22 protein-coding genes are annotated in these 18675 nt (G+C 62.7%); all 22 read right to left on the bottom strand.

The window, feature by feature from the left end:
* Nucleotides 1–104: 104 nt before the first annotated feature.
* A complete protein-coding gene (locus GGD90_RS13765) occupies nucleotides 105–1004 on the bottom strand; it encodes a carbohydrate-binding protein (RefSeq protein ID WP_153117365.1) in 900 nt (299 codons plus the stop codon).
* Nucleotides 1001–4405 carry a tape measure protein gene (locus GGD90_RS13760; RefSeq protein WP_153117366.1) on the bottom strand — a complete coding sequence of 1135 codons (3405 nt, stop codon included), beginning with the start codon at nucleotides 4403–4405 and terminating at the stop codon, nucleotides 1001–1003. The genes GGD90_RS13765 and GGD90_RS13760 overlap by 4 nt, the downstream gene beginning before the upstream one ends.
* 31 nt (nucleotides 4406–4436) lie before the next feature.
* Entirely contained in the window at nucleotides 4437–4688 is a 252-nt protein-coding gene (locus GGD90_RS13755) for a DUF1799 domain-containing protein (protein ID WP_153117367.1), read from the bottom strand.
* A gap of 32 nt (nucleotides 4689–4720) precedes the next feature.
* A complete protein-coding gene (locus GGD90_RS13750) occupies nucleotides 4721–5203 on the bottom strand; it encodes a hypothetical protein (RefSeq protein ID WP_153117368.1) in 483 nt (160 codons plus the stop codon).
* 8 nt (nucleotides 5204–5211) lie between these two features.
* Nucleotides 5212–6159, bottom strand: a complete 948-nt coding sequence (locus tag GGD90_RS13745; protein WP_153117369.1) for a hypothetical protein — start codon at nucleotides 6157–6159, stop codon at nucleotides 5212–5214.
* Nucleotides 6152–6343, bottom strand: a complete 192-nt coding sequence (locus GGD90_RS13740; protein ID WP_153117370.1) for a hypothetical protein — start codon at nucleotides 6341–6343, stop codon at nucleotides 6152–6154. The genes GGD90_RS13745 and GGD90_RS13740 overlap by 8 nt, the downstream gene beginning before the upstream one ends.
* A 27-nt stretch (nucleotides 6344–6370) precedes the next feature.
* Nucleotides 6371–6838 carry a hypothetical protein gene (locus GGD90_RS13735; RefSeq protein WP_153117371.1) on the bottom strand — a complete coding sequence of 156 codons (468 nt, stop codon included), beginning with the start codon at nucleotides 6836–6838 and terminating at the stop codon, nucleotides 6371–6373.
* Nucleotides 6835–7347 carry a hypothetical protein gene (locus tag GGD90_RS13730; protein ID WP_153117372.1) on the bottom strand — a complete coding sequence of 171 codons (513 nt, stop codon included), beginning with the start codon at nucleotides 7345–7347 and terminating at the stop codon, nucleotides 6835–6837. Before GGD90_RS13730 ends, GGD90_RS13735 begins: the two co-directional genes overlap by 4 nt.
* A 2-nt stretch (nucleotides 7348–7349) precedes the next feature.
* Nucleotides 7350–8024, bottom strand: a complete 675-nt coding sequence (locus GGD90_RS13725) for a hypothetical protein (protein WP_153117373.1) — start codon at nucleotides 8022–8024, stop codon at nucleotides 7350–7352.
* Nucleotides 8025–8109: 85 nt separating this feature from the next.
* Nucleotides 8110–10416: a phage major capsid protein gene (locus tag GGD90_RS13720; RefSeq protein ID WP_153117374.1), complete on the bottom strand. Its 2307-nt coding sequence runs from the start codon at nucleotides 10414–10416 to the stop codon at nucleotides 8110–8112.
* A 3-nt stretch (nucleotides 10417–10419) separates the two neighbouring features.
* Nucleotides 10420–10644 (bottom strand): hypothetical protein, encoded by a 225-nt coding sequence (locus tag GGD90_RS13715; protein WP_153117375.1) that lies wholly within the window; start codon nucleotides 10642–10644, stop codon nucleotides 10420–10422.
* Nucleotides 10645–10736: 92 nt separating this feature from the next.
* Complete coding sequence (locus tag GGD90_RS13710) at nucleotides 10737–11576, bottom strand: hypothetical protein (RefSeq protein WP_153117376.1); 840 nt, start codon at nucleotides 11574–11576, stop codon at nucleotides 10737–10739.
* A gap of 6 nt (nucleotides 11577–11582) precedes the next feature.
* A complete protein-coding gene (locus tag GGD90_RS13705) occupies nucleotides 11583–13007 on the bottom strand; it encodes a hypothetical protein (RefSeq protein WP_153117377.1) in 1425 nt (474 codons plus the stop codon).
* A 114-nt stretch (nucleotides 13008–13121) separates the two neighbouring features.
* Nucleotides 13122–14462 carry a phage terminase large subunit family protein gene (locus GGD90_RS13700; protein WP_153117378.1) on the bottom strand — a complete coding sequence of 447 codons (1341 nt, stop codon included), beginning with the start codon at nucleotides 14460–14462 and terminating at the stop codon, nucleotides 13122–13124.
* Nucleotides 14462–15013, bottom strand: a complete 552-nt coding sequence (locus tag GGD90_RS13695) for a phage protein Gp27 family protein (RefSeq protein WP_228273781.1) — start codon at nucleotides 15011–15013, stop codon at nucleotides 14462–14464. Before GGD90_RS13695 ends, GGD90_RS13700 begins: the two co-directional genes overlap by 1 nt.
* 2 nt (nucleotides 15014–15015) lie before the next feature.
* Nucleotides 15016–15324, bottom strand: a complete 309-nt coding sequence (locus GGD90_RS13690) for a hypothetical protein (RefSeq protein WP_153117380.1) — start codon at nucleotides 15322–15324, stop codon at nucleotides 15016–15018.
* Nucleotides 15317–15661, bottom strand: a complete 345-nt coding sequence (locus GGD90_RS13685) for a hypothetical protein (protein WP_153117381.1) — start codon at nucleotides 15659–15661, stop codon at nucleotides 15317–15319. Before GGD90_RS13685 ends, GGD90_RS13690 begins: the two co-directional genes overlap by 8 nt.
* Complete coding sequence (locus tag GGD90_RS13680) at nucleotides 15658–15933, bottom strand: TraR/DksA C4-type zinc finger protein (RefSeq protein ID WP_153117382.1); 276 nt, start codon at nucleotides 15931–15933, stop codon at nucleotides 15658–15660. Before GGD90_RS13680 ends, GGD90_RS13685 begins: the two co-directional genes overlap by 4 nt.
* Before the next feature lie 35 nt (nucleotides 15934–15968).
* Nucleotides 15969–16265, bottom strand: a complete 297-nt coding sequence (locus GGD90_RS13675; RefSeq protein ID WP_153117383.1) for a hypothetical protein — start codon at nucleotides 16263–16265, stop codon at nucleotides 15969–15971.
* Nucleotides 16258–17808 carry a hypothetical protein gene (locus GGD90_RS13670; RefSeq protein WP_153117384.1) on the bottom strand — a complete coding sequence of 517 codons (1551 nt, stop codon included), beginning with the start codon at nucleotides 17806–17808 and terminating at the stop codon, nucleotides 16258–16260. The genes GGD90_RS13675 and GGD90_RS13670 overlap by 8 nt, the downstream gene beginning before the upstream one ends.
* A gap of 8 nt (nucleotides 17809–17816) precedes the next feature.
* A complete protein-coding gene (locus GGD90_RS13665) occupies nucleotides 17817–18269 on the bottom strand; it encodes a hypothetical protein (protein ID WP_153117385.1) in 453 nt (150 codons plus the stop codon).
* Nucleotide 18270: 1 nt separating this feature from the next.
* Nucleotides 18271–18675, bottom strand: coding sequence for a hypothetical protein (locus GGD90_RS13660; RefSeq protein WP_153117386.1), 405 nt, complete (start codon nucleotides 18673–18675; stop codon nucleotides 18271–18273).

Here is an 18675-nt window from a genome sequence, read left to right as displayed (position 1 = left end):
CTGTTCTTCGGTAAAGCGCTTCTTCATGTCCAATCTCCTTGTCGTCGTGGATTGGACTCTAAAGTCACGCGCTACTCAATTCGGGGGGGACGTCGGCGTAATACTCATGTCAATCCTTCAATCTCAAGGGAAAGTTCGGAGAACGTCGGGTAGGAGATCAAGATTTCATAGTCCCGGTACCAACCAAAAACAGTCAGCAGGGAATCATCGTCGACGGCGATCCAGAGGGTAGGCGTCGCGCGCAGTGAGTCGAGCAGCTGAGCGGTCCGCCATTTGCTAGCGTGCGGAACGATTGCCGGGAGTGAGCACACCCGGGCAAAGGCTCGCTGCACCAGATCCACATCTCCCCATTCATTGGACTCTTTACGGCTGTAGTCGCGAATACCTACTCTCGACCCGTACCTTGTCTCGGCGATCGCTTTTGCCTGGCCGAGCAACAAGGTGCCAACGCCCAATGAGCTGTCACCAGTAAGGTCGACACGAATTGTCGCCGCAGGGAATGACGGCAGATCAAGCGCGACGTGCTGTGGATCCGAAACTCTGTCTGCATAGAACCAGTCGTACCACGACGCAAACGCCGGCGCGCTGATAAGCGTAGTAGACCGGTCGTAAACAAGCCCATAGACGGGGTCGGTGACCCGGATCCTGATTGATGTCGCGCCGGACAGATTCAACACAGCCAGGGCATTCACAGCGGCACCTGGCTTGATCTCGTAAAAGAGACTCGCTGCTCGCACGGTGCGACTTGAATTGACCAGGTCGAATAACTTCCAGCGGTTCGTAGCAGAAACGCGCACCCACTTCGCCGGCGACGTTGCGGGAGTGCTGCCGACATTGCCGGCAACCAAACTCTCATAGACAGCGTGATCAGAGACGACGATGCACCGCGCGCCCAGCTCATAAGTTGTCGCGGCCGAGTACGGAGCGTAATCGGACTCCGGCACATCCGTGGACAGGAGCATCGCCGGCACGATCGTGAGTGGTTTGACAACACGCAGACTCACAGCTCGATCCTCGTGCTGGGCAGGCCATTACGCTCCCACCCCTCAAGCAAGCGCGCGACTCGCACCTGCTGGGCCGCCAGTGACCGCGCCTGAGCTGCGTTCTCCTCGCGCAGCTGCCGGATCTCCGCGGCAACCGTCCCAGTATCCAGCCCAGTCAGCAAATCGCGGGTTTGAGATGCCGAGTAAATTCGAGACGGGCCGGTCACCTCCAGCTCTGGCCCGTACTCACCTACCAATCGGATACCGCCGGTGAAATCCCCACCGGACGCAAAAGCGGGCAGCCCAGCCGTGAGCCGAGCGGAGCGAATAGCGTAATCAACGGCCGAGGTCGACTGCAGACGCGCCCGTTCCTTGGCTTCTGTCAGCAAGGCCTTGGTAGCCGCTTCCGACGACTCAACCAAGCTCGAAAACGCAGCGGAAACAGACATCAGTGCCGCGAACGCTTTCTGTCCGGAACTCGTTGTAATGTCTTGAGCCTCGACCATCTTCCGGAACTCATCACGAGTATCCGGCATCGCCAGTCCGGCAGCCGCAAGTGCCGCGGCGACCTCACCGGTCGCCCTCGAGGCTTTCTCCGCCTCAGTGAAATAGAGGTCGTAATACGATGCCAGAGCAGTGGCCACGGCATCGTATCCACCGATCGCAACGATCCCCGCCGCGCTGATTCGATCTGCGGATATACCAATCGCCTCAAACAGAGGCACCACGGCTGACATTGAATTCAGCGTGGCGAGTGCCGCGCTCAGGGCATCAGCAGATGCGGTAAGGGGATTGATCTGGTCGACAATTTTGTCCGCCCAGTCCGCGAGATCAGCGTCCTGCAGCGCGGCGACCATCATGCGATCAAGTTCAACCGTGAGCGCCGTCTGGATATCACCGACTTTCCGGTCATAGGAGAGAACTCTCCCATTGACCGTCGACTTCACGAGATTAGGGTTGCTGCCTTGAGGATCAGTCAGGTAGCCAAGCGCGTAGCTGCCGCTAACCGAATCTCCGCCGCCGAGCGCCTTGACAGTCGCGGGGATCGCACCCACCAACGTGGCCAACAGCTCACTCACTGCTGCGTTCTTGGAATTTGACGAGCGAAACAGCCCGCCATCCCCTAGATTCGCGGCAGCGCCATTGGTCAACGAATAGGCGGCATCTCCGCCGACCTTTGGCCCCCCTCCAGAGCCCAATCCACCGAGGATCGAAAGCACAGCGATCGCCGCCCATCCCCAAGGGCCCATTGCCGATAATGCTCCGGTTGCGCCAGCCATTGCCCCAGTTCCAGCCATTGCCCCAGAAACAGCCCCACCCAACGCCACAGTTCCTGCGCCGGCAGCTAAACCACCGCCAGCACCGTATTTTTGCGCCACACCATATGCCGCGAGACCTGGGCCAATGTACGACAAAGCGGTCCCGACTCCGGACCCGACCCCGGTCAGACCTCCAGCACTAGTGCCCGACCCGGCGGAGATCAAGTTACCGGCGCCGTCGTAAACCGGGGCCATGTATCCGGCAGACTGCGCCGTCGATAACCCTAAGGACTGTCCAATGCTGGAACTCGCGAACTGCCCGTAACCAGATGAGATCCTCCCGATGTTAAGAATCGAGGCATTGGATGATGCGAGATTCACCAGGGACGACGAGCTCGACGCAGATGAAAACCCGAGCGCGCCGGTCACCGCACTCGCCGCCGGCGACACCACTGCCTGGATGATCGGGCGCAAGACCAGCGTCTTGAACATATTCTCCAGCGCGTCCCGAAGGTTCTCTCCGGCGCCCTTGCCCGACTCAAAACCGCGCAGCAACGCATCAGTCAGACTACGTTCGACAGTCTCGGCAGTTCGCTCCCAATCCCGCGCGGCATCTTCCGAGGCTTTTCTTGCCGCCGCCGAAGCCGCACTTTGTGCATCGACCGATGCCTGCTTTTCCGCCTTAATCGCGACCAAACCGGCCTGATCGGTGAGAGCTGATGCTGCCGCTTCCCGCGCATCGGCCAGCGCCAGATAGTACCTGCGCGCATCGTCTGCAGCTGAGCCGCCCTGAATCATGCTGGCAGCCTCGCGCAGGTTCGCCGCGGTGAGCAATTCAGCCGCCGCGGCTGCCTCCAGTTTGCCAACCTGATAGGCAGTCAGCTGAGACGCCGACAGCCCCATCGTCGCGATCTCCTCGCGGAGCTTATCTGCATCATCAGCAAGCGCAGCGGCACGTTTCGACTCGGTCGAAACGATTTCGGCCATCGTCCTCAACCGGCTCTCTTCGGCTGATTGCTCTTCCTTGACCGCTTTCTCGTGCAACTTCGCAGCGGCTGTCGCCGCATCCTTTGCCTTGGCCTCCGCCACTGACGCTTTTGCCGATGCCGCTGCCAGTTGCGCCGCCTCGTCGGCCTTGCGGTTATCGAACTCGCGCGCCTCGAAACGCCGCTGCAGTACAGCGATCTGCGCATTTGCCGCTGCAATTTCCGCACGTGCAGAGGCAGCATATGCCGGATCCTCACCACGTGAAGAGCCGAGCCTTTCTTTCCACATTTCGCGCGTGGCAACCAACTGGTCGACCTGCTGCTGCTCGGTTGTTTTCCAGTAGGAAGACAAGGCGCGAACATTGTTGGTCAATCGCTCGACGAGCACAGTGGCACCGCGGACCGACGATTCGATCGCCGCCCCGACGCCAGAGTCATTGATCGTCCGGTAAAGCTCGTCCCAGGTATCCCCCAGATTCGATATCGCCCCATCGAGCGTTTCGGCGCGCTTGGTGCTGGCGCCAGCAAAATCGACATCACCGATCTTGCGCAGATACGCCACGATGTCTTCCGCGTTGTTCCCGATCTCGGTCCGCACACCGCGGAAGGTCAGCGTAACTTTGCTGCCCTCGACATTGGCCTTTACCCCGAACTCTTTCAGCCGCTCGAATTCCCCGGTCGCCGCATCTGCTACCGCCTCGATCATTTGATTGAGGCCTTTCCCCATCGCTGCGGCAGTGTTCCCGTAACTGCGCAACGCTGCCGCACTCGCGTCAAGACCAAGCGCCTTCATCTTGATAAAGGCGTTGGTCACCTCGGCCAGGCTGTAAGGAGTCTCTTTGGCAAACTCCTTGATCCACGCGAAGTTCTTTTCTGCAGCGCCCGCACTTCCAGTCACCGTAACCAGAGATGCATTCAAAACATCGAACTCGCGCTGAACAGCGGTCAGCTTCCCAAGCGCAGCAGAGACTGATAACGCACCGATGGCCCCAGCCAACAGCGGTCCTAACCGCTGCGCCGATGCGCCTATCGAGTCGATACCATCGGCTGCCTCCTTGCCGGCGCGCTTGCCCTCCGCACCAAGGTCTCGCAGATCCCGGCGGTTGCTCGCTACACCGGTAGCAATCGACTTGCCGTCGTAGCTAACCGTGATACCGAGTTTCATGTTGTCGGACATGCGCGATCCTGTTCTAAGTGCACCGGCGCGATCAGTGGGCCGCGTTCATGATTTCGAGGCATGCATCAAACATCGCGCGGATCTCGGCAAAGAGTCGACTGCGGTCGCTCCTACGTACGCCCAACATGTGCATGGCAGCCTGCAAGTCGCTGTGTCGCGGCGGCGACCACCATGCACCGCTAATCGACACCACCCGCTGCCACTGCGACGCCATCGCCAGAAAGACCTCGGCAGCACCGCTGTTTTCAGGCCAGATATCAATGACGTTTTCAGACCTGGCCAAGGCGGGAAGTCCGAAAGCCGCGAGATCCTGATCTAGTTCGTCTGCGCCGCCTCGCCCATTCCTGTCTCTTGCCCAGGAATGGGCGAGGTCGAGACGTTTTTTGCGCTGGCCATCCCGAAGCGGATCTCAAGCACGGCCACGTTCAGCGCGCGGCGAAGCTCTGGCCCGTTCGGACCGACCACCAATTCAGCCAGAGCGCCGGGCGTGTACGGCACCGGATTTCCGTCCTCATCGCTGACGCCCTCCCAACCAACCAACAGGGCAGAGATGAAATCGGCGTCGAGCTGGGCCTGCTCAGATACCGTCCGGCGTTTCGCGGATTCCGACAAAACCTCGTCGGTGCCTTCACCAAAAACGGCCTTGCGCGCCGCTACCACGTCGGACTCTCCGAAACTCCGCCACAAACCGATGAAGGTGTGCGTCTCCTCCACCACGACACCTTCAGCATTGCAGTCGCGCAGGATCACATTGACCGGCCAACGCCGAGTCGTCGATTGTCGAATCTTGAAAGCCATGGGAATTCCTACAGATAGGTCAAAACGAATTCGTCATTGCCGGCCACCGGTGCCAGCGTCAGCGCAAGCTTGTACGCAACGACGTTATCGATGTTTTCGTAGTCGACCCCGCTGATCTGCACCTTCGCGTCGACCTTCGCCTTCTTGCCCGCAACAGAACCGTGCGTCGTCGTGAGAGTCACGTTCGTCCCGGCCACCGACAGCGCAAACGGGTCAAACGTAGCCTGACTCGGCGCCAGCACAGTCACCGACCCGGACGGCTTGCGATCGACAATCTCGACCCCCGCCTGAGGTCCGGGCAGATTGAAGCGCGTCAGCTGATTGCCGATATCAAGATCAAGCGACGAGAACGCCAGTGGCACGCCGTTGATCGTTACCGGCAGCGTCGCGGTCGCATTCACCGCTTCTTCAACCGGCCAGCCCGACCGATCAATTACCGGCATTGCCAACGTATCCGGCGCCAAATATGCGGAGTCGCACGACACCTTCAGTAACGGGATGCCCTTGGCCGCGATCGATATCGCCACGTTCGCGCGCGCACCAACCATCTTGTGCCGCACGCCATCGACATTGATGTACGCCGTAAAGGCGCCGAAGCCGGAAGAGATCAGGTTGTACACCGCCGAGGTGCCGGCCGTGATCGTCTCCGCGAAGCCGGCGCCGAGCAGCACCGGGGAAATCTTCGGAGCCGAGCCAGCGGCACCAGGGCCCACAAGCGCAACTTCGAACACCGCCTTGCACCAGGTGCCCACAAGGATGCTGCCCGAGTTGCCCAGGTAAGGCAGTTGAATGTTCCGGTCGGCGCGCTCAGCGTCGAGAGGCGTCAAGCTGATATTGCGCGCCTCGATCCAGTTCGCAACTCCTGTCGGAGCTGCGTCGGTCCCCACGACTGTTTCTGCCTTGAGGATGATTGCCTTCTTGGCCCAGCTGCGCGGGCTTGCCAACACGTTAGCCATTGCCGTTCTCCTCCGTTACCTCATCAATCGGGGCCGGTAAACGTTTACCGTCAACAACGACATACCGGCCGCCCTGGCCCCAGTATTCGTCGCCCGCGTGTGCAAGAGCCTCGTCCGCGCCTTGCACCAGACTTTTCGGCAGCGGCGCCGTCGTGTTGCCCGCCGAAGCGGTGGTCTTTCCCATGAACTCCTCCTTTTGATCTTTCATCAGCTACTCAAATACCGACTGAGTCGTGAAGCGCAACCGTCCGCCATGACAAAGCACACCCGCAAAAAGCACGGGGCCGGACTCAACCAAGGCAATCTGTTCTCCATCCGGCGCAACGCTCGTCACCACGCCGCCCAGGGTGTTATCTGCACGAAATCCATCGCGTACCTCCTCGATCAACTCGTCGAAAGCCTTTTCGCTCGCCATCGCATCTGCAAGCGCCATATAGCCCCGGATCTCCCAGGCGTGCCGCACGTCGCGACGACCAACGAAAGGTTCTGATTCAGTCGCGCCAGTCCGCCGTACAAACCACCCGCGGAGCTGAGGCGCTCCGGATATTTCCGCCACATAAAGGCTTTTCAGCTCATCGAGAGACTTCGCGTAGCGCTCGTAGTCATGCACCCGACCGATGTCGGGAATGCCGCGCAGCAGTACGGCAATCGCCTCGCGAACCTCCCCGAGGTAACTCATGACGGCTTTCCCGAGATCGCTGTCATGCGTGCCACGATGCGCTTCGCCGCCACACGTGAACCGGCCTCCAGAGCCCCGCGGTTAGCTGCAAAAGCACGGTGAAACATGCCGACACCAAGCGTGCCCCGTTGGGCAATCCGATAAGCCACCGCGAAGGCAACCCCTTCAGCTTCCTTCTCTTCGAGCCCGAATTTCTGCTGCGCCCAATCGATCAGAGGCGCAATCGGCGGCGTGTGCGGCTTCGAGCCCAACTCGACCGGGATTGCATAGTTCGACGCCGTGCCGGTGACCCCCTCGACACCAAGCCCCACCGCGAACTCTCGAACCTCGTGGTAGATCGAGGCTCGTAATGAGCCGTGATTTGTCGGGACAAGATTTTTGGCGTCCTCTTCCATCGCGTTGACGCCCTTGAAGATCAGCGCGCGAAACTCCTCACGTGCAATCTCAGGTGCTTTTGCCCACAACGCCTCAACCTCGGCGAAGCCAGCCAACGTAACGGGCTCGACCATAGTCAGCGATTCCGCCAATGTGTCAGCCGGGGTCGGCCGCGGCTGTCCGCTTGGTCGAGATTCACAACTTCCCCGGCCGGCTCGGTCAGTTTCGGGTCGATGCCCAGCAGATCGAAATAGCGCTGGCGATACACATCAGCCTGCTTGCGCCAGGTGCGCGAAGGGCTTGTCTGGTCAACGCGATCAGCTTGTATCGTCGCCTCAGAGTTAGCCGCATACGCCGCGGCGAGCTGATCAGCCAGCAGAGCGCCAGCCCAGTGCGCCACCGCCTCGCGATCCAGCGCCGGGATAGTGTCGACCGCATCGGATAACACATGCGGCGCATAGAACCGGACTCGCACGCCAGTACCGGCAGCGAGGCTGTCGCGAACGCGAATGCCGTCGCCGGCCGGCACCGGCAGCACCAGCCAGTCTTCCTGGCTGATGAGTACCGGAGGCATTTGTCCGATCGGCGTCTCGAGCTCAAGCAGACGCGACGCACCGGACACCCATCCCGTCGGAAGCGGAACATCGTTTCCGCCAGCGCAAACGACATCCTCCACCAACACGCGCGGCCGGTCCTTGCCATAACGGACCACCGCCGACGCCAGCGCGCGATCAACCTTGGCGGGCGTGATGCGCCCCGAGGTATCGGGTACCAGGTCGTCGATGAGAGATTGGAGGTCGAAAATTGCCATGATCTTTATGGTCCTAGCCCGGCCGGAGCAATCTCCGGCCGGGCAGCTGCCGCGCAAATGCCCCCGATTCCGGGGGGCCAGGGAATTACGGCACGACGGCCTTCGTGAACCCGCGGAAGTCGGTCACATTGCCGCCATAGACATGGCGGAGCTTGTAGGTGACCTGATCGTTGCTGAACAGGCTGCCCACCGTCGGCATGTCCTGGACGAACATGTCCGGCTCCTGTTTGCCGTCGAGGAAGCCGATCTCGATACCCGGAATGTCGAGCGGGTTGGCGGCGGTGCACCAGTCGTTGGCATCGGTCCAGTACCAGACCGGAATGATCGTCGGCGCCAGCGACTGGATGAACGTCTTGTCCAGGTTCGTCGAGCGGTTGAACAGATTGACAGCCGCGTCCTGCAGCTCGACCGGCACGACCAGGAACGACGGTGCGATGCCAAGGCGGTCGAGCGACCCGATCTCGGTCTGCTTCATCATCGCCAGACGATGCGCATTGAACGTCGTGGCATCGAGCGCGGCGGTGAAGAGGTTCCCGTGCGTCGCATGGAAAAGCGTCAGCGTGTCGTAGATCGTCGGATTGGTACGCAGGAAGTCGAAGACGAACTTCGCGAGCGTCCTCGCTGCCGACCGCCCCATGCGGATCGGCACCTGGCGAATCGCGCCGACGTCGTCGTTGCGGATCGCTTCGAGTGAGACCGCTTCAGTGCCGCCACGCTTGGTCACCGCATAGGACGCCTTCTCGTCGGTCGGCGTCGTCAGCGCCGTGTACGCGCCTTTTTCCGCGACCGCCGGCAAATCACCGTACCCGCCGTAGCGCACACGCTCGTTCGAGCGGAAATCGTTGATCGGCACGATATTGACGATCTGCTTCCACGCCTGGAAGTCGACAGCGGCTCGGTAATTCGACAGCATCGCGCGGCGCAACGAGTTGCCGAGCACATTGGCAAAGCCAGCCGTGTCAACCGACTCGCGAAAGACGGCGCCAAAAGATTCGGCCATCCGCGTGCGGTCGCAGTCTTCGATGCGGCCCGTCACACGGAAGTCGCCGGTCAGCTGGCCGTAGCACTCGCGGAAGCTCTGCGTCTGTTCATGGTCCTTGTGCGTCGGGTCGAAGAAAGCGTCGAGCATGCTCGCCATCTTCACCGAACGGTCCTCGACCTCGATGTCCAGCCCCGGAATAACGACTCGGCCGGATTCGGTGAACTTCGCCAGATAAGCGCGCTCGTCGTCGATCGCCTTCTGCACATCGACAACAGCGAAAACATCCTTGGCCTCAGCAAAGCGAGACAGCAGCTTGTCCTTGGCCACCTGCGGCAGCGTAGAGCCGCCGATCATGACGCGAGCTTCGAAACGCGCTTCAACCAGACGCACAGCGGCCAGAGCATCCTTCCCCGATACCTCCTGACCGCTGCGAAACTGGGTTCCGGCGACGGCCTCCCGGTAATCGGTTTCAAGCTGCTCGTCGCTGACGCCTTCGCCCGTATATCCCGGCCGCTTGGCCGCGATCGCTTCGATCATCTTCTGACGCAAACCCATTTCATTCTCCTCGTGGGGGGTAGCCGGGGCGGCCTCGACCAAACGAATCAGCTCGCCGCCCGCCCCGGGCTCGACGATCAGATCAACTGACTGCACTTGCGTGATTGAGCGCGCAACGCGGACCTTCTTGCCTTCGCGCATGTCCGCTTTCGCCGCGCCGGACGCGTCGATCGAAAACCCGAACAGGCCGGCAAGGCCGCGGTCGTAGGCCTCCCGCAGCTTCACAGCCTCAGCCCCTTCTGCCTCGATCAGCGTGAAGACCGCCCGGATCTCGCCTTGGTCAGCCCCGGCACCCTCGACGAATTCGGCCTGCGCCAGTCCGCCGATGAGATTGCGCACATCCTTGCCGGCGCCCTTGATGTGCTCCGCATCGCTCTTCATGAAGACGCGGGCTCCATTGAACAAGGGGACGGCTTCACGCAGCACCGCATCCGGATAGAAGACATCGTTGGCAGAGAGACCGGCGCGGATCACGCGGATCAGCCACTTGCCCGAGGCGGCCGCGTTGTCGCCACTGATCGCCTCGATGAATGCGCCGGCGGCGAAGCCGGGCTCAGCCTCCTTGATCGGCACGTAGGTTTCCAGCACCTGAACCGGCACGCCAAGCGTTACCGTGTTGCCGTCGAGCGTGTAGGGGTAGGCCCAGTACTTGCCGTCGATTTCGATAACCGCGCGGTCGGGGTACATCGCTTCGAGACCGACCCACGGCGCTTCACCGCTTGGCACTTGCGACGCAAAAGTCCTGCGAATCGCGTCACGCACCAGCTCCATGATCTGACGCCACTCGCTGACCACTTCCGCCGCTTCGCGCAGGGCGACTTGGCCCCGAATACCGTTCGCGGGAATCACGCGCATGGCTTACTTGTCCGCCTGCGGCTTGGCCTGCAGATCGCCCTGCAGCTTCTGCCCGTCGGTCGTGACGACCACGACGATGCCTTGTTGCTCATCGACGCGGAAATCGAGCACCTCTTTGGCGCTCACTGCCTTGTCGGTCAGTTCGGCCGTGGGTTTCCCCTCCTTGACTACGGGGACACGACGCTTGACCAGCTTTGCCGCATCGGCGGCGGTAAGTGCGGTTGCCATCCTGGACTCCTGTTGGTGTTGAACAGGTGCCAGACTGCCGCGCGCGCGCGATGCGAGCGATTAAAGAGTTTTAGGTTTTCGCGGCCGAGCCATCAATCCGCATACTTCGGCAGCCGAGATTCCCATCCGGGAACAACCGGCACGGCGCAGCAGCCGCAGTTGATGATCTCGCCAGCCGGCGCGGTCGGATCGTGTGGGCACATCATCTTGATCGTGCCGTTCTTCGTCGGCACGTCAAACGGCATCCCTGCAGGACGCAACTGATGAGCGATCAGCTGATGATTTTGGCGCGGATTCGCCTTCCTCGACGCCAGCCACCTCTTTTGCAAGTCCGGGACGTACTCCAGCGTCTGGTCCATGCGCGACTGACCGGCAGTCGAGTAAGCCTGCGCGAGCTGAGTACGCACGATCATCACCCCACGCTGAGTCGTCTCTTCCTGCAGCAGATCGGTAATCGCCACCACTGCCTCGTATGGCGACTGCCCGCCGATCATCACCAGGCCGAGCTGCGTGTTGATCGCGTCGGCGGCGGCAATCGTGATGCCCGATATCTTGGACGTCGCGAACGCCCGCATCGCCTCGAGCTGGGGAACGCTGATGATCGGCAGCGCCGCCGCCAGATTCGGCAACCCAGCGGCAATCGGTCGATCGATCATATCCCGGCCAGCACTGATCGACTCTGACAACCCACTCTCGACGGCGCCCGCAGCGGTAGCGGCCGTAACACGTAACACCCTGTCAATTTCCGCTTGGAGCGCCGGCAAATACCAGCGCGCATAATCCCCGGGTTGAGATTGCAGCACCTTGGCAATCTCAACAGATGCCGTCTGCAGGAGCGTCCGGATCTCACCGGCGGTGTCGTTGATCAGACGAGTCCGTAGCTCGAGCACATCGTGCACCGCCTTGCCGGCGGCTTTGTCAGCGCTGCTCATCAGCGACTAGGCGCGCGATGCCGTTGTGTAAACATCACCAGCATCGCTCTCCGCAGCCTTCTCAGCGACTGCCGCCAGTTCTCTCGCCGGATCAATGTCGACACCGAGCCGCCCGGCGATCGCCGCGATCAACGCCAGCGCCTTATCCAGCGTGAGCAGCTTCTTGTCTACCGCCAGCGCCACCGCGACGACCGCCTGCTGCAGCGCCGCCGCGTACTTCGTCGTGTCTCGCGCCGTCATTTCCGGGAAGACCGCCTCGACTTTGAGTCTTGGATCGTCCCACTCCGGCTCCGCAGCAGTTTCCGCGATGATCTTCTGCCGGATGACGTAACGACCGACGCATTCAAGAATGTGTTTCAGCGTCCGCTGGCGCATCGAAAATATCTTGAATGTCGGCTCGCCCATCGACTCGCCTGTTGCTCGGTTGACGTCACCGCCACCGCCAAACCAGTGTTCGGGGATCGTGGCGCCGCCAAGTGCGTGGTTACGGAAAAGCCGGGCGGCCTCACCCGAGTCTGCCGCCTGCAGGTTTGGCGAAACCGCACTCCATTTTTCCGACTCGTTGTGCACGCGCACGCTGCCGGGCCGTGGCGCCTGTATCTCTTTCGAGCGCTGCTTTACCTTGTCGGCGTCCGCGCCAGTGAGCTCGACGTCCCACACGAATGCCCGCAGGAAGTTTGCCCGGTCGAGCTCTCCGAACAAAAACTGATCGTATGCATCGACCCAGTCCGCCGGCGCGCGCAGATCAGAGCGGCCCCGCCGACCGTTTGACAGATCGTTCACCGTGAAGAAGAAGCAGTCGCCGTCGGTGAATGAGGCGCGTATCTCGCGTGTGCGCTCGGTAAAGACATCCTCCGGGCCGTTCACAATCACACGGTAGCGGCGAGCGGCGCCGCGCTTGTCCTTGACGGTGACGATGCCGATCGCCTGTTCGGGGTTGTCCGGATCGACGACGACAGTGGCAATCAGCGACGGGTCGAGATACCCGAGCCGCACATGCCCATCCACCTCATTGACGAAAGCTGGCCAGCACTGCTCGCCATACAGAGCCAACTCGCGCACCTTCTTGGGCAGCTTCAGGTCCATGCTGTTGATCGGATCAGACCAAAAGCGATCGATAGCCGGTTGCAGCCCTGAATCCTCGCTGCGCAATTTCACGCCTCCTGCAAGTAGATACGCCAGCGGCAATTCGACGATGCGATTGGCGAGCAGATTGCCGTCCCACAGATAAACGGCCGTTTCCTGCATGCGAGCCTGGCTGAGTGGCGACAAATCGCGCTGCGCGTCACCGGACAGGCGGCGCCAGCCATCTTCCTCGTCATCGATCGTCGCGCCGGCGGCCTCGCGCAGGGCGACGGTTTTTTCGTCGCTTGCACCCTCGCTCGACCGTGACCGCCTCAAGATATCGATCAACCCCTGTATCAGACCCATCTGCCTTGCCTCCGGATGCTACTCAGAACGATTTATAAACATTTACAGCCATCGACCACCGAACGGCGTGGGCATCCGGCGCAGCTGGCGCCCGCCGATGGCGCGCAGGACGCATCACCGCCGCCGCGAGGACTTGCTACGCGCAGCGCGCTCCGACCGATAAGTGTCTTCATCAGCCTCGACCGTATCTCCGGCCGGCGGAGGCGTTGCAACATCCGCCGCGGTAAGCGCCAGAAAGCACGCCCAGGCGCGGTCAGCGTGGCCGGCGGCGTCGGAGTCGGCAACAAAGCGTGGCGCGCCGGTTGGCCCGCTGATCTTCTGCAGCTTGTGAAGGTCGGAGCGCATCTCGCGATCGCCGAGCGGGATGCGGATCTTGCGGTCTTCGAACGACTCCTTGCCGCGGGTGGCCATCGAGAGTTTTGCGGGGGCAGTAAACAGCACGCCTTCGACGCGCATCGATCCGTGCCGAGCCTTTGCATCCTCGACGGGCTTTTCCCCCATGCCCGTCTGGTCCATGCAGCAGCGCAACACGCAGTAGCGGGCGAACACGTCATCGAGTAGCGCGTCCTGCTCGGCAAACTTGATGCGCCGACGGACAATAACCTCCCGAGTCCAGTAGACATCGCCAACCAGCTCGATCACCCAAATGACAAAGAGGTCGTTACGCGCGGCGATATCGACACCGACGTAACACGGCCCGCCGGTATAAGCCTCTGGCCGCCCGGCGCCATCGTGCTCGACGCCATCGATCAGATCCCACGACAGCCAGGCCGACGCCTCGTCAAGCCACTTGAGCTCGAATTCCTGCGACCAGGCATCGTCATCGTTGAGCGCAAGCTTCATTTCGTCGATGTTGCGTGGCAACCCATCGGCGACGGCCTGATAGATATCGACCTGGTGGCGAGACCACACCTCGGCAAGCTTGGCGTCCGTCATCAGCTCGTAGAACTTGTTTCCCTTGCCGTTCGGCGTCGACGTGACGCGCAGCTTCCAGCCGTTGGAGATCACCGGAAACAGCGCCGTCCAGATCTTGCGGCTGTCGGCATGAAAGGCGAACTCGTCGAGAAAGACGTTCGCCGAGAAGCCGCGCGCCGTGTCCGGGTTCGCCGGTAACGCCGTGATCCGCGACCCGCCGGGCAGCACCACGTCGAGCATGCTGTAACGCTCACCCGACTCGCTGCGGAACTCGCCCTCGATCGTCTGCACGCCGAGCGAATACGCCTTGCAGTGCTTCTTGACGCCTTCTTCAATCGCCTCCTTGGCCTGGCGCTCGCCGCGCGAGAGGATCACCCAGCGCGTGCGGCCGCCGGCAGCCTCGACCTCGTAGCAGTCATCGACCAGCTCCAGCGTCGTCGTGAACGTCTTGCCGGTCTGGCGGGCAAACATACCGATCTTGAAGCGCGAGCGGTCAGCCAGCCAGCGCTTTTGATATCGGTAGAGCGATATCGCCGGCATCAGACGATCCCGTAGATTTCTTCGCGCACGATGCGCAGCGTTTCGGCGTCGAGAGAGCGTTTTCCGGAGCGAGCGTCAGCCTCCATCGCCTGCAGGCGGGCCGACTCGTCCCGGGCATACTTCTTATTCACGATTGACGCCCGCACCAGCTGCGACATTGCGCGCGCGGCTTTCGTCATCAAGACGAGCCGTGCCTCGCGGTCTTCTTCCTTTTCTGCATCTTCGAGATTCATCATCACGTCGAAGGCCTGCGACTGAATCATCGCAATGACTGCCGCCGAGCGGTCGTCGGCCGAGTCCTCGGAGCAGCTCGCAATCTGGCGCGCGGCCTCGGTTGCCGCGCGCACTTGCTCCATCCGGCGCTCGAGCTGCTGGCCGTAGCGATGCACACCTGTACGCGAAAGCGTCAGCGCCATGCCGCGCGCCGCGAGCTGCTCGTTGATGTAGGCGGCAACCCCCTCGTAGTCGCCAAACGCCTGGTCAGCGAGCAGCTTGTCCAGCGCCTGGCGAAGATCCGCCGGCAGCTCGGATATCTTCGATCGCCGAGCCATGATCAAGCCCAGTACTTCGCCGGCCGCGCAATACCGGGATCGCAGTCGATCGTGTATTCGGCGATGTCGGTGCCGTAGCGCGTGAGATCGGAAAACCAGCGACCGCTGGGCTCTTTCCGCAGATCGACAAGTTTGCGATCAGCCAGATAGTCGAGCTCCCGCCGCAGCTCGAGCGGCGTCGCGTCGGGGTAGGTCGCGCGGATCACGCTGAGTACGAGCTCTTCATAAGCGCCGATCGGGCGCGCATTGTTCAGCGTCAGCAACACCTGCCAGCGGATGTCTTCGCGCCGCACCTTCACCAGATCAACCATGTCCCGCTCCCTTGATTTGCACGATTTCCAACTTGCTGTAGAGCTTGTCGAGCTTCGCCTCGATCACCGACTGTCCCCGTACGTAGTCTTCCCGGCGGACGTACTGCAGCGGCATGTCGGCCTGCCATTTGAGGAAAGACCTTTCCAGCTCGACCACTGCAGCGGCATTGACGCGCTCCTCGGCCATGTGGGAACCGAGTGCGCGCGTGACCGTTTCAAAGCGCTCCCCCATGCGTTTCTCGACCTGGTCGAAGAACAGCTTGGCGGCGCCAGCCACGAACCCGAAGAACGCCAATAACAGGGTCACTAGCTGCCAGAAATCGACCGTTATGCTCACCGGATGCCCCTTTGCTTGTTGTAAAGCTCAACCCGCGTTCTGCATGCCACGCAGAGATCGACGCCGGGAACAGCTTCCCGGCGTGCCTGCGGAATGGCCGCACCGCAAGACGAACAGTTTTCCGCCGAGTCCGCGACCGTCTTGCCCTGCGTCTGGTCCGCACGTTGCTGAGCCTCGCGGGCGCCGGCGAGAAAATCTTCTTCGCACCGCACCGCTGCGTCGATCCAGTCACCCACATCGCGCTCAGGAACCTGATCGCAAATATCTGTCATGCGTCACCCTGCCTTGCGTTAAGTAAAACCATCAATCAACCGAGCACTGCAGACTTCGCGACGACTATCGAGCCCTCGGCCGCGCCGGCGTTTGGCGCCGCGAGCTCCCAGCGATAGGCCCATCTGCCGGCGGCGGTGAGCAGGATCTCGGCGAAGTACTCGCCGGCGCCGGTGCGCGATATCTCGGGCGCCACGCCGTAGGCGTAATCCGTCACCGCGCCGGCCGGCGGCTTGACCTTGAGCACCACGGCGCCCGGATCAACCGCCGCGCCGGCGGCGTTGGTGACGGTGAGCGAAAGGCGGGCGACCTCGCCCGGCAGAAAGTCAGACACGGCTCACTCCAGTGTTGAGGCGCGTGGCGCGGCTGGTGGCCAGCGCGCAAATCGTTGCGCGAGAGGCAACAGATCTGGTGCGCGTTGCGTGAGCGACAGCCGCGGTGAGGCGGTATGCGTGCCCGGCGGCGTCTGGCGTGCGCACCGACAGCACGGCGCCGGCGCTGGCGTGCGCCTCGGCTGCGGCGGTGAGCGGCACTTCGATGCGCAGCTGGCCCTCGGCCACTGCCTGGGCAAAGCCGGCGGCGGTGATGGCCACCCGCAGCGAGGTGCTCGCCCAGGCGTCGGCATGTGCGCTGGCGCCAGCGGCGAGCGCAACCGATACCGAAAGCAGCGCGCCAGCGGACGCATGCGCCTCGGCCACAGCAGCCATGCCGCCGGCCTCCAGCGCCTGCGGCGCAGCGGTAGCGGTGGCGCTGGCCAGCGCGTTGGCGGCGAGCGCGATCCGAGCAGCGAGATCCGCATTGCCCGACGCCTGCGCGGCAGCGCTGGCCGCCATCAGCACCGACGACGACACGCCGGCCGACGCCGCTGCCTGCACCAGGGCGACGGCGCCGATCGAGACGCGCGCCGACGAAGCCGCCCCGGCGCTGGAGACCGCGAGCGCGGCGGCGGAGAGCGGGATCGAGACCGACGGGGTAGCGCCGGCGCTGGCGCTGGAGACGGCGATTCCGGCGAGCGCGATCTGCGCGGACGGCGTGGCGGTGGCGCTAGCGGAGGCTGCGGCCGCGGCGGAGAGCGAGGCGCCAAGGTCGGCGCCTACAAAGGCAAAAATCCGCGCCGGCGCGCGCAGCACGCAATTGCCCGCCGTGGCCTTGATTCGCTCGTGCTCGGCCGGCGACAGCTTGCGCGCCCACCACAGGGCCAGTCCGGCGTAACCATCCCAGCCGCTATCCCAACTGTTGCCGGGGCCATACCAATAACTGCCGATCATGATCTTGTCGGGGCTGGACATGGATACGGCCGCCCCATTGACGGCAGCGGATACACCGTCGACAAACAGCTCTCGAGACGCTGGCGAAAAGTTGCCGGCGACCACATGACGGACGTCGTAGCCGTAAACGGCAATGTTGTCGCCGCCGGCCACCTGCCAGCTGCCATTGTTGGTCGAGATGGCTGCGACTTGCCCTCCAGACTCGATGCCCAGGTAGTGCGCCGGATTGTTCCCGCTGCCGAGCCCCCATGCGCCCGCAAGCACGCGGCCGGCAGTCGTGGTCGAGCCAGCGCTGCAAATCACGGCGCCGGCGTTGTCGCCAGCAATCGGGGGCACGTCAAACACGATGCGCGTGCTGCCGTCGGTAACTCGCGCCCACTTGCGCGCGATGCCGTAATCCGTCATTCCGGCGCCACCGACGCCGAGATATGCTGGGGGCTTGCCGTCGACAATATTGCGTAACGCATCACCCATCACGCCCAGCGGCGCGGCGAGGATCAGACCATCGGTAATCGGATCGTCCCACGCGATCTCAGGGATGGTCGACAGCGGCCGACCATCCTCAATCTCGGGCCAGAGATACGGCGTCAAGTCAATCGGAGCGCCCACGTCAGCCCCTACGGCGCACCCGGCGACCACTTGCGGGCACGGAACACGGCGCCAGCGAGGATCGGCTGGCCAGTGCCAGCGTTGAACAGGTAGTAGTCGGTCTTACCCTTGCGGAGCGGAACTCGGGGGCGCGAAAAGACAGGCGGCTTGACGGTGTTGGTCGAGCCAAACGACGGCGCAAGTGCGCCGACCGGCGTGCCGAGCAATCCGGCGAAAGGCGCCGGCGGCTGAGTGGCGCCATCAAGCGACCAATCAACCGCGACGATCTGGATCGATCCGGCGACCGGCGCGGCGCCCGTGGTCGGATGCGTCAGCTCAAAGTCCGCGAGCAAGGCCAGCCCGTCGCTGTTGTCGACGGTGAGGCAGTCGGCCTGAGCGGCATAAGCACCGCTGGCGATTTGCGTGGCGATGATGCGCTCGACGAGCGCGCCGATGTGGATTTGTGCGACGGGAGTCGCCATGTCAGTAGCCCTCGGCGTTAAGAATCGCGCTCACGTCCGATACGGAGACGGGATCGGCCACCTCGGCCAGCGAGTTGATCGCCCCGGCCTGTGCGGCGGTCATCACGCCCTGTGAGACAAGCGCATCGATCTGCCCGCGCACGCTGTCGAGCGACACATCAAGCTCGCCGCGGTCGATCAGCACCCACGCCCACTTGATGGCCGGCACCGTGTCACGCAGTGCATACAGCGCGTCGAGCAGCGCCGCGCCCGGCTCGGGTCCGAGCGTGTCGAGGATGGTGCCGATGCCGATCAGTCGCGGGCCTCGCCGCGTGCGGTCGACCGACAACATCGCCGCCAGCGCAGCATCGTTACGGGCGAGCAGCAGCGACTGCGGCAGCGCCAGCAGAGCGTCGCGCAGGCTCAT

This window comes from Rhodocyclus tenuis (genome assembly GCF_014197755.1).
Taxonomy (GTDB): domain Bacteria; phylum Pseudomonadota; class Gammaproteobacteria; order Burkholderiales; family Rhodocyclaceae; genus Rhodocyclus; species Rhodocyclus tenuis.
This window is presented reverse-complemented; position numbering and strand designations above follow the sequence as displayed.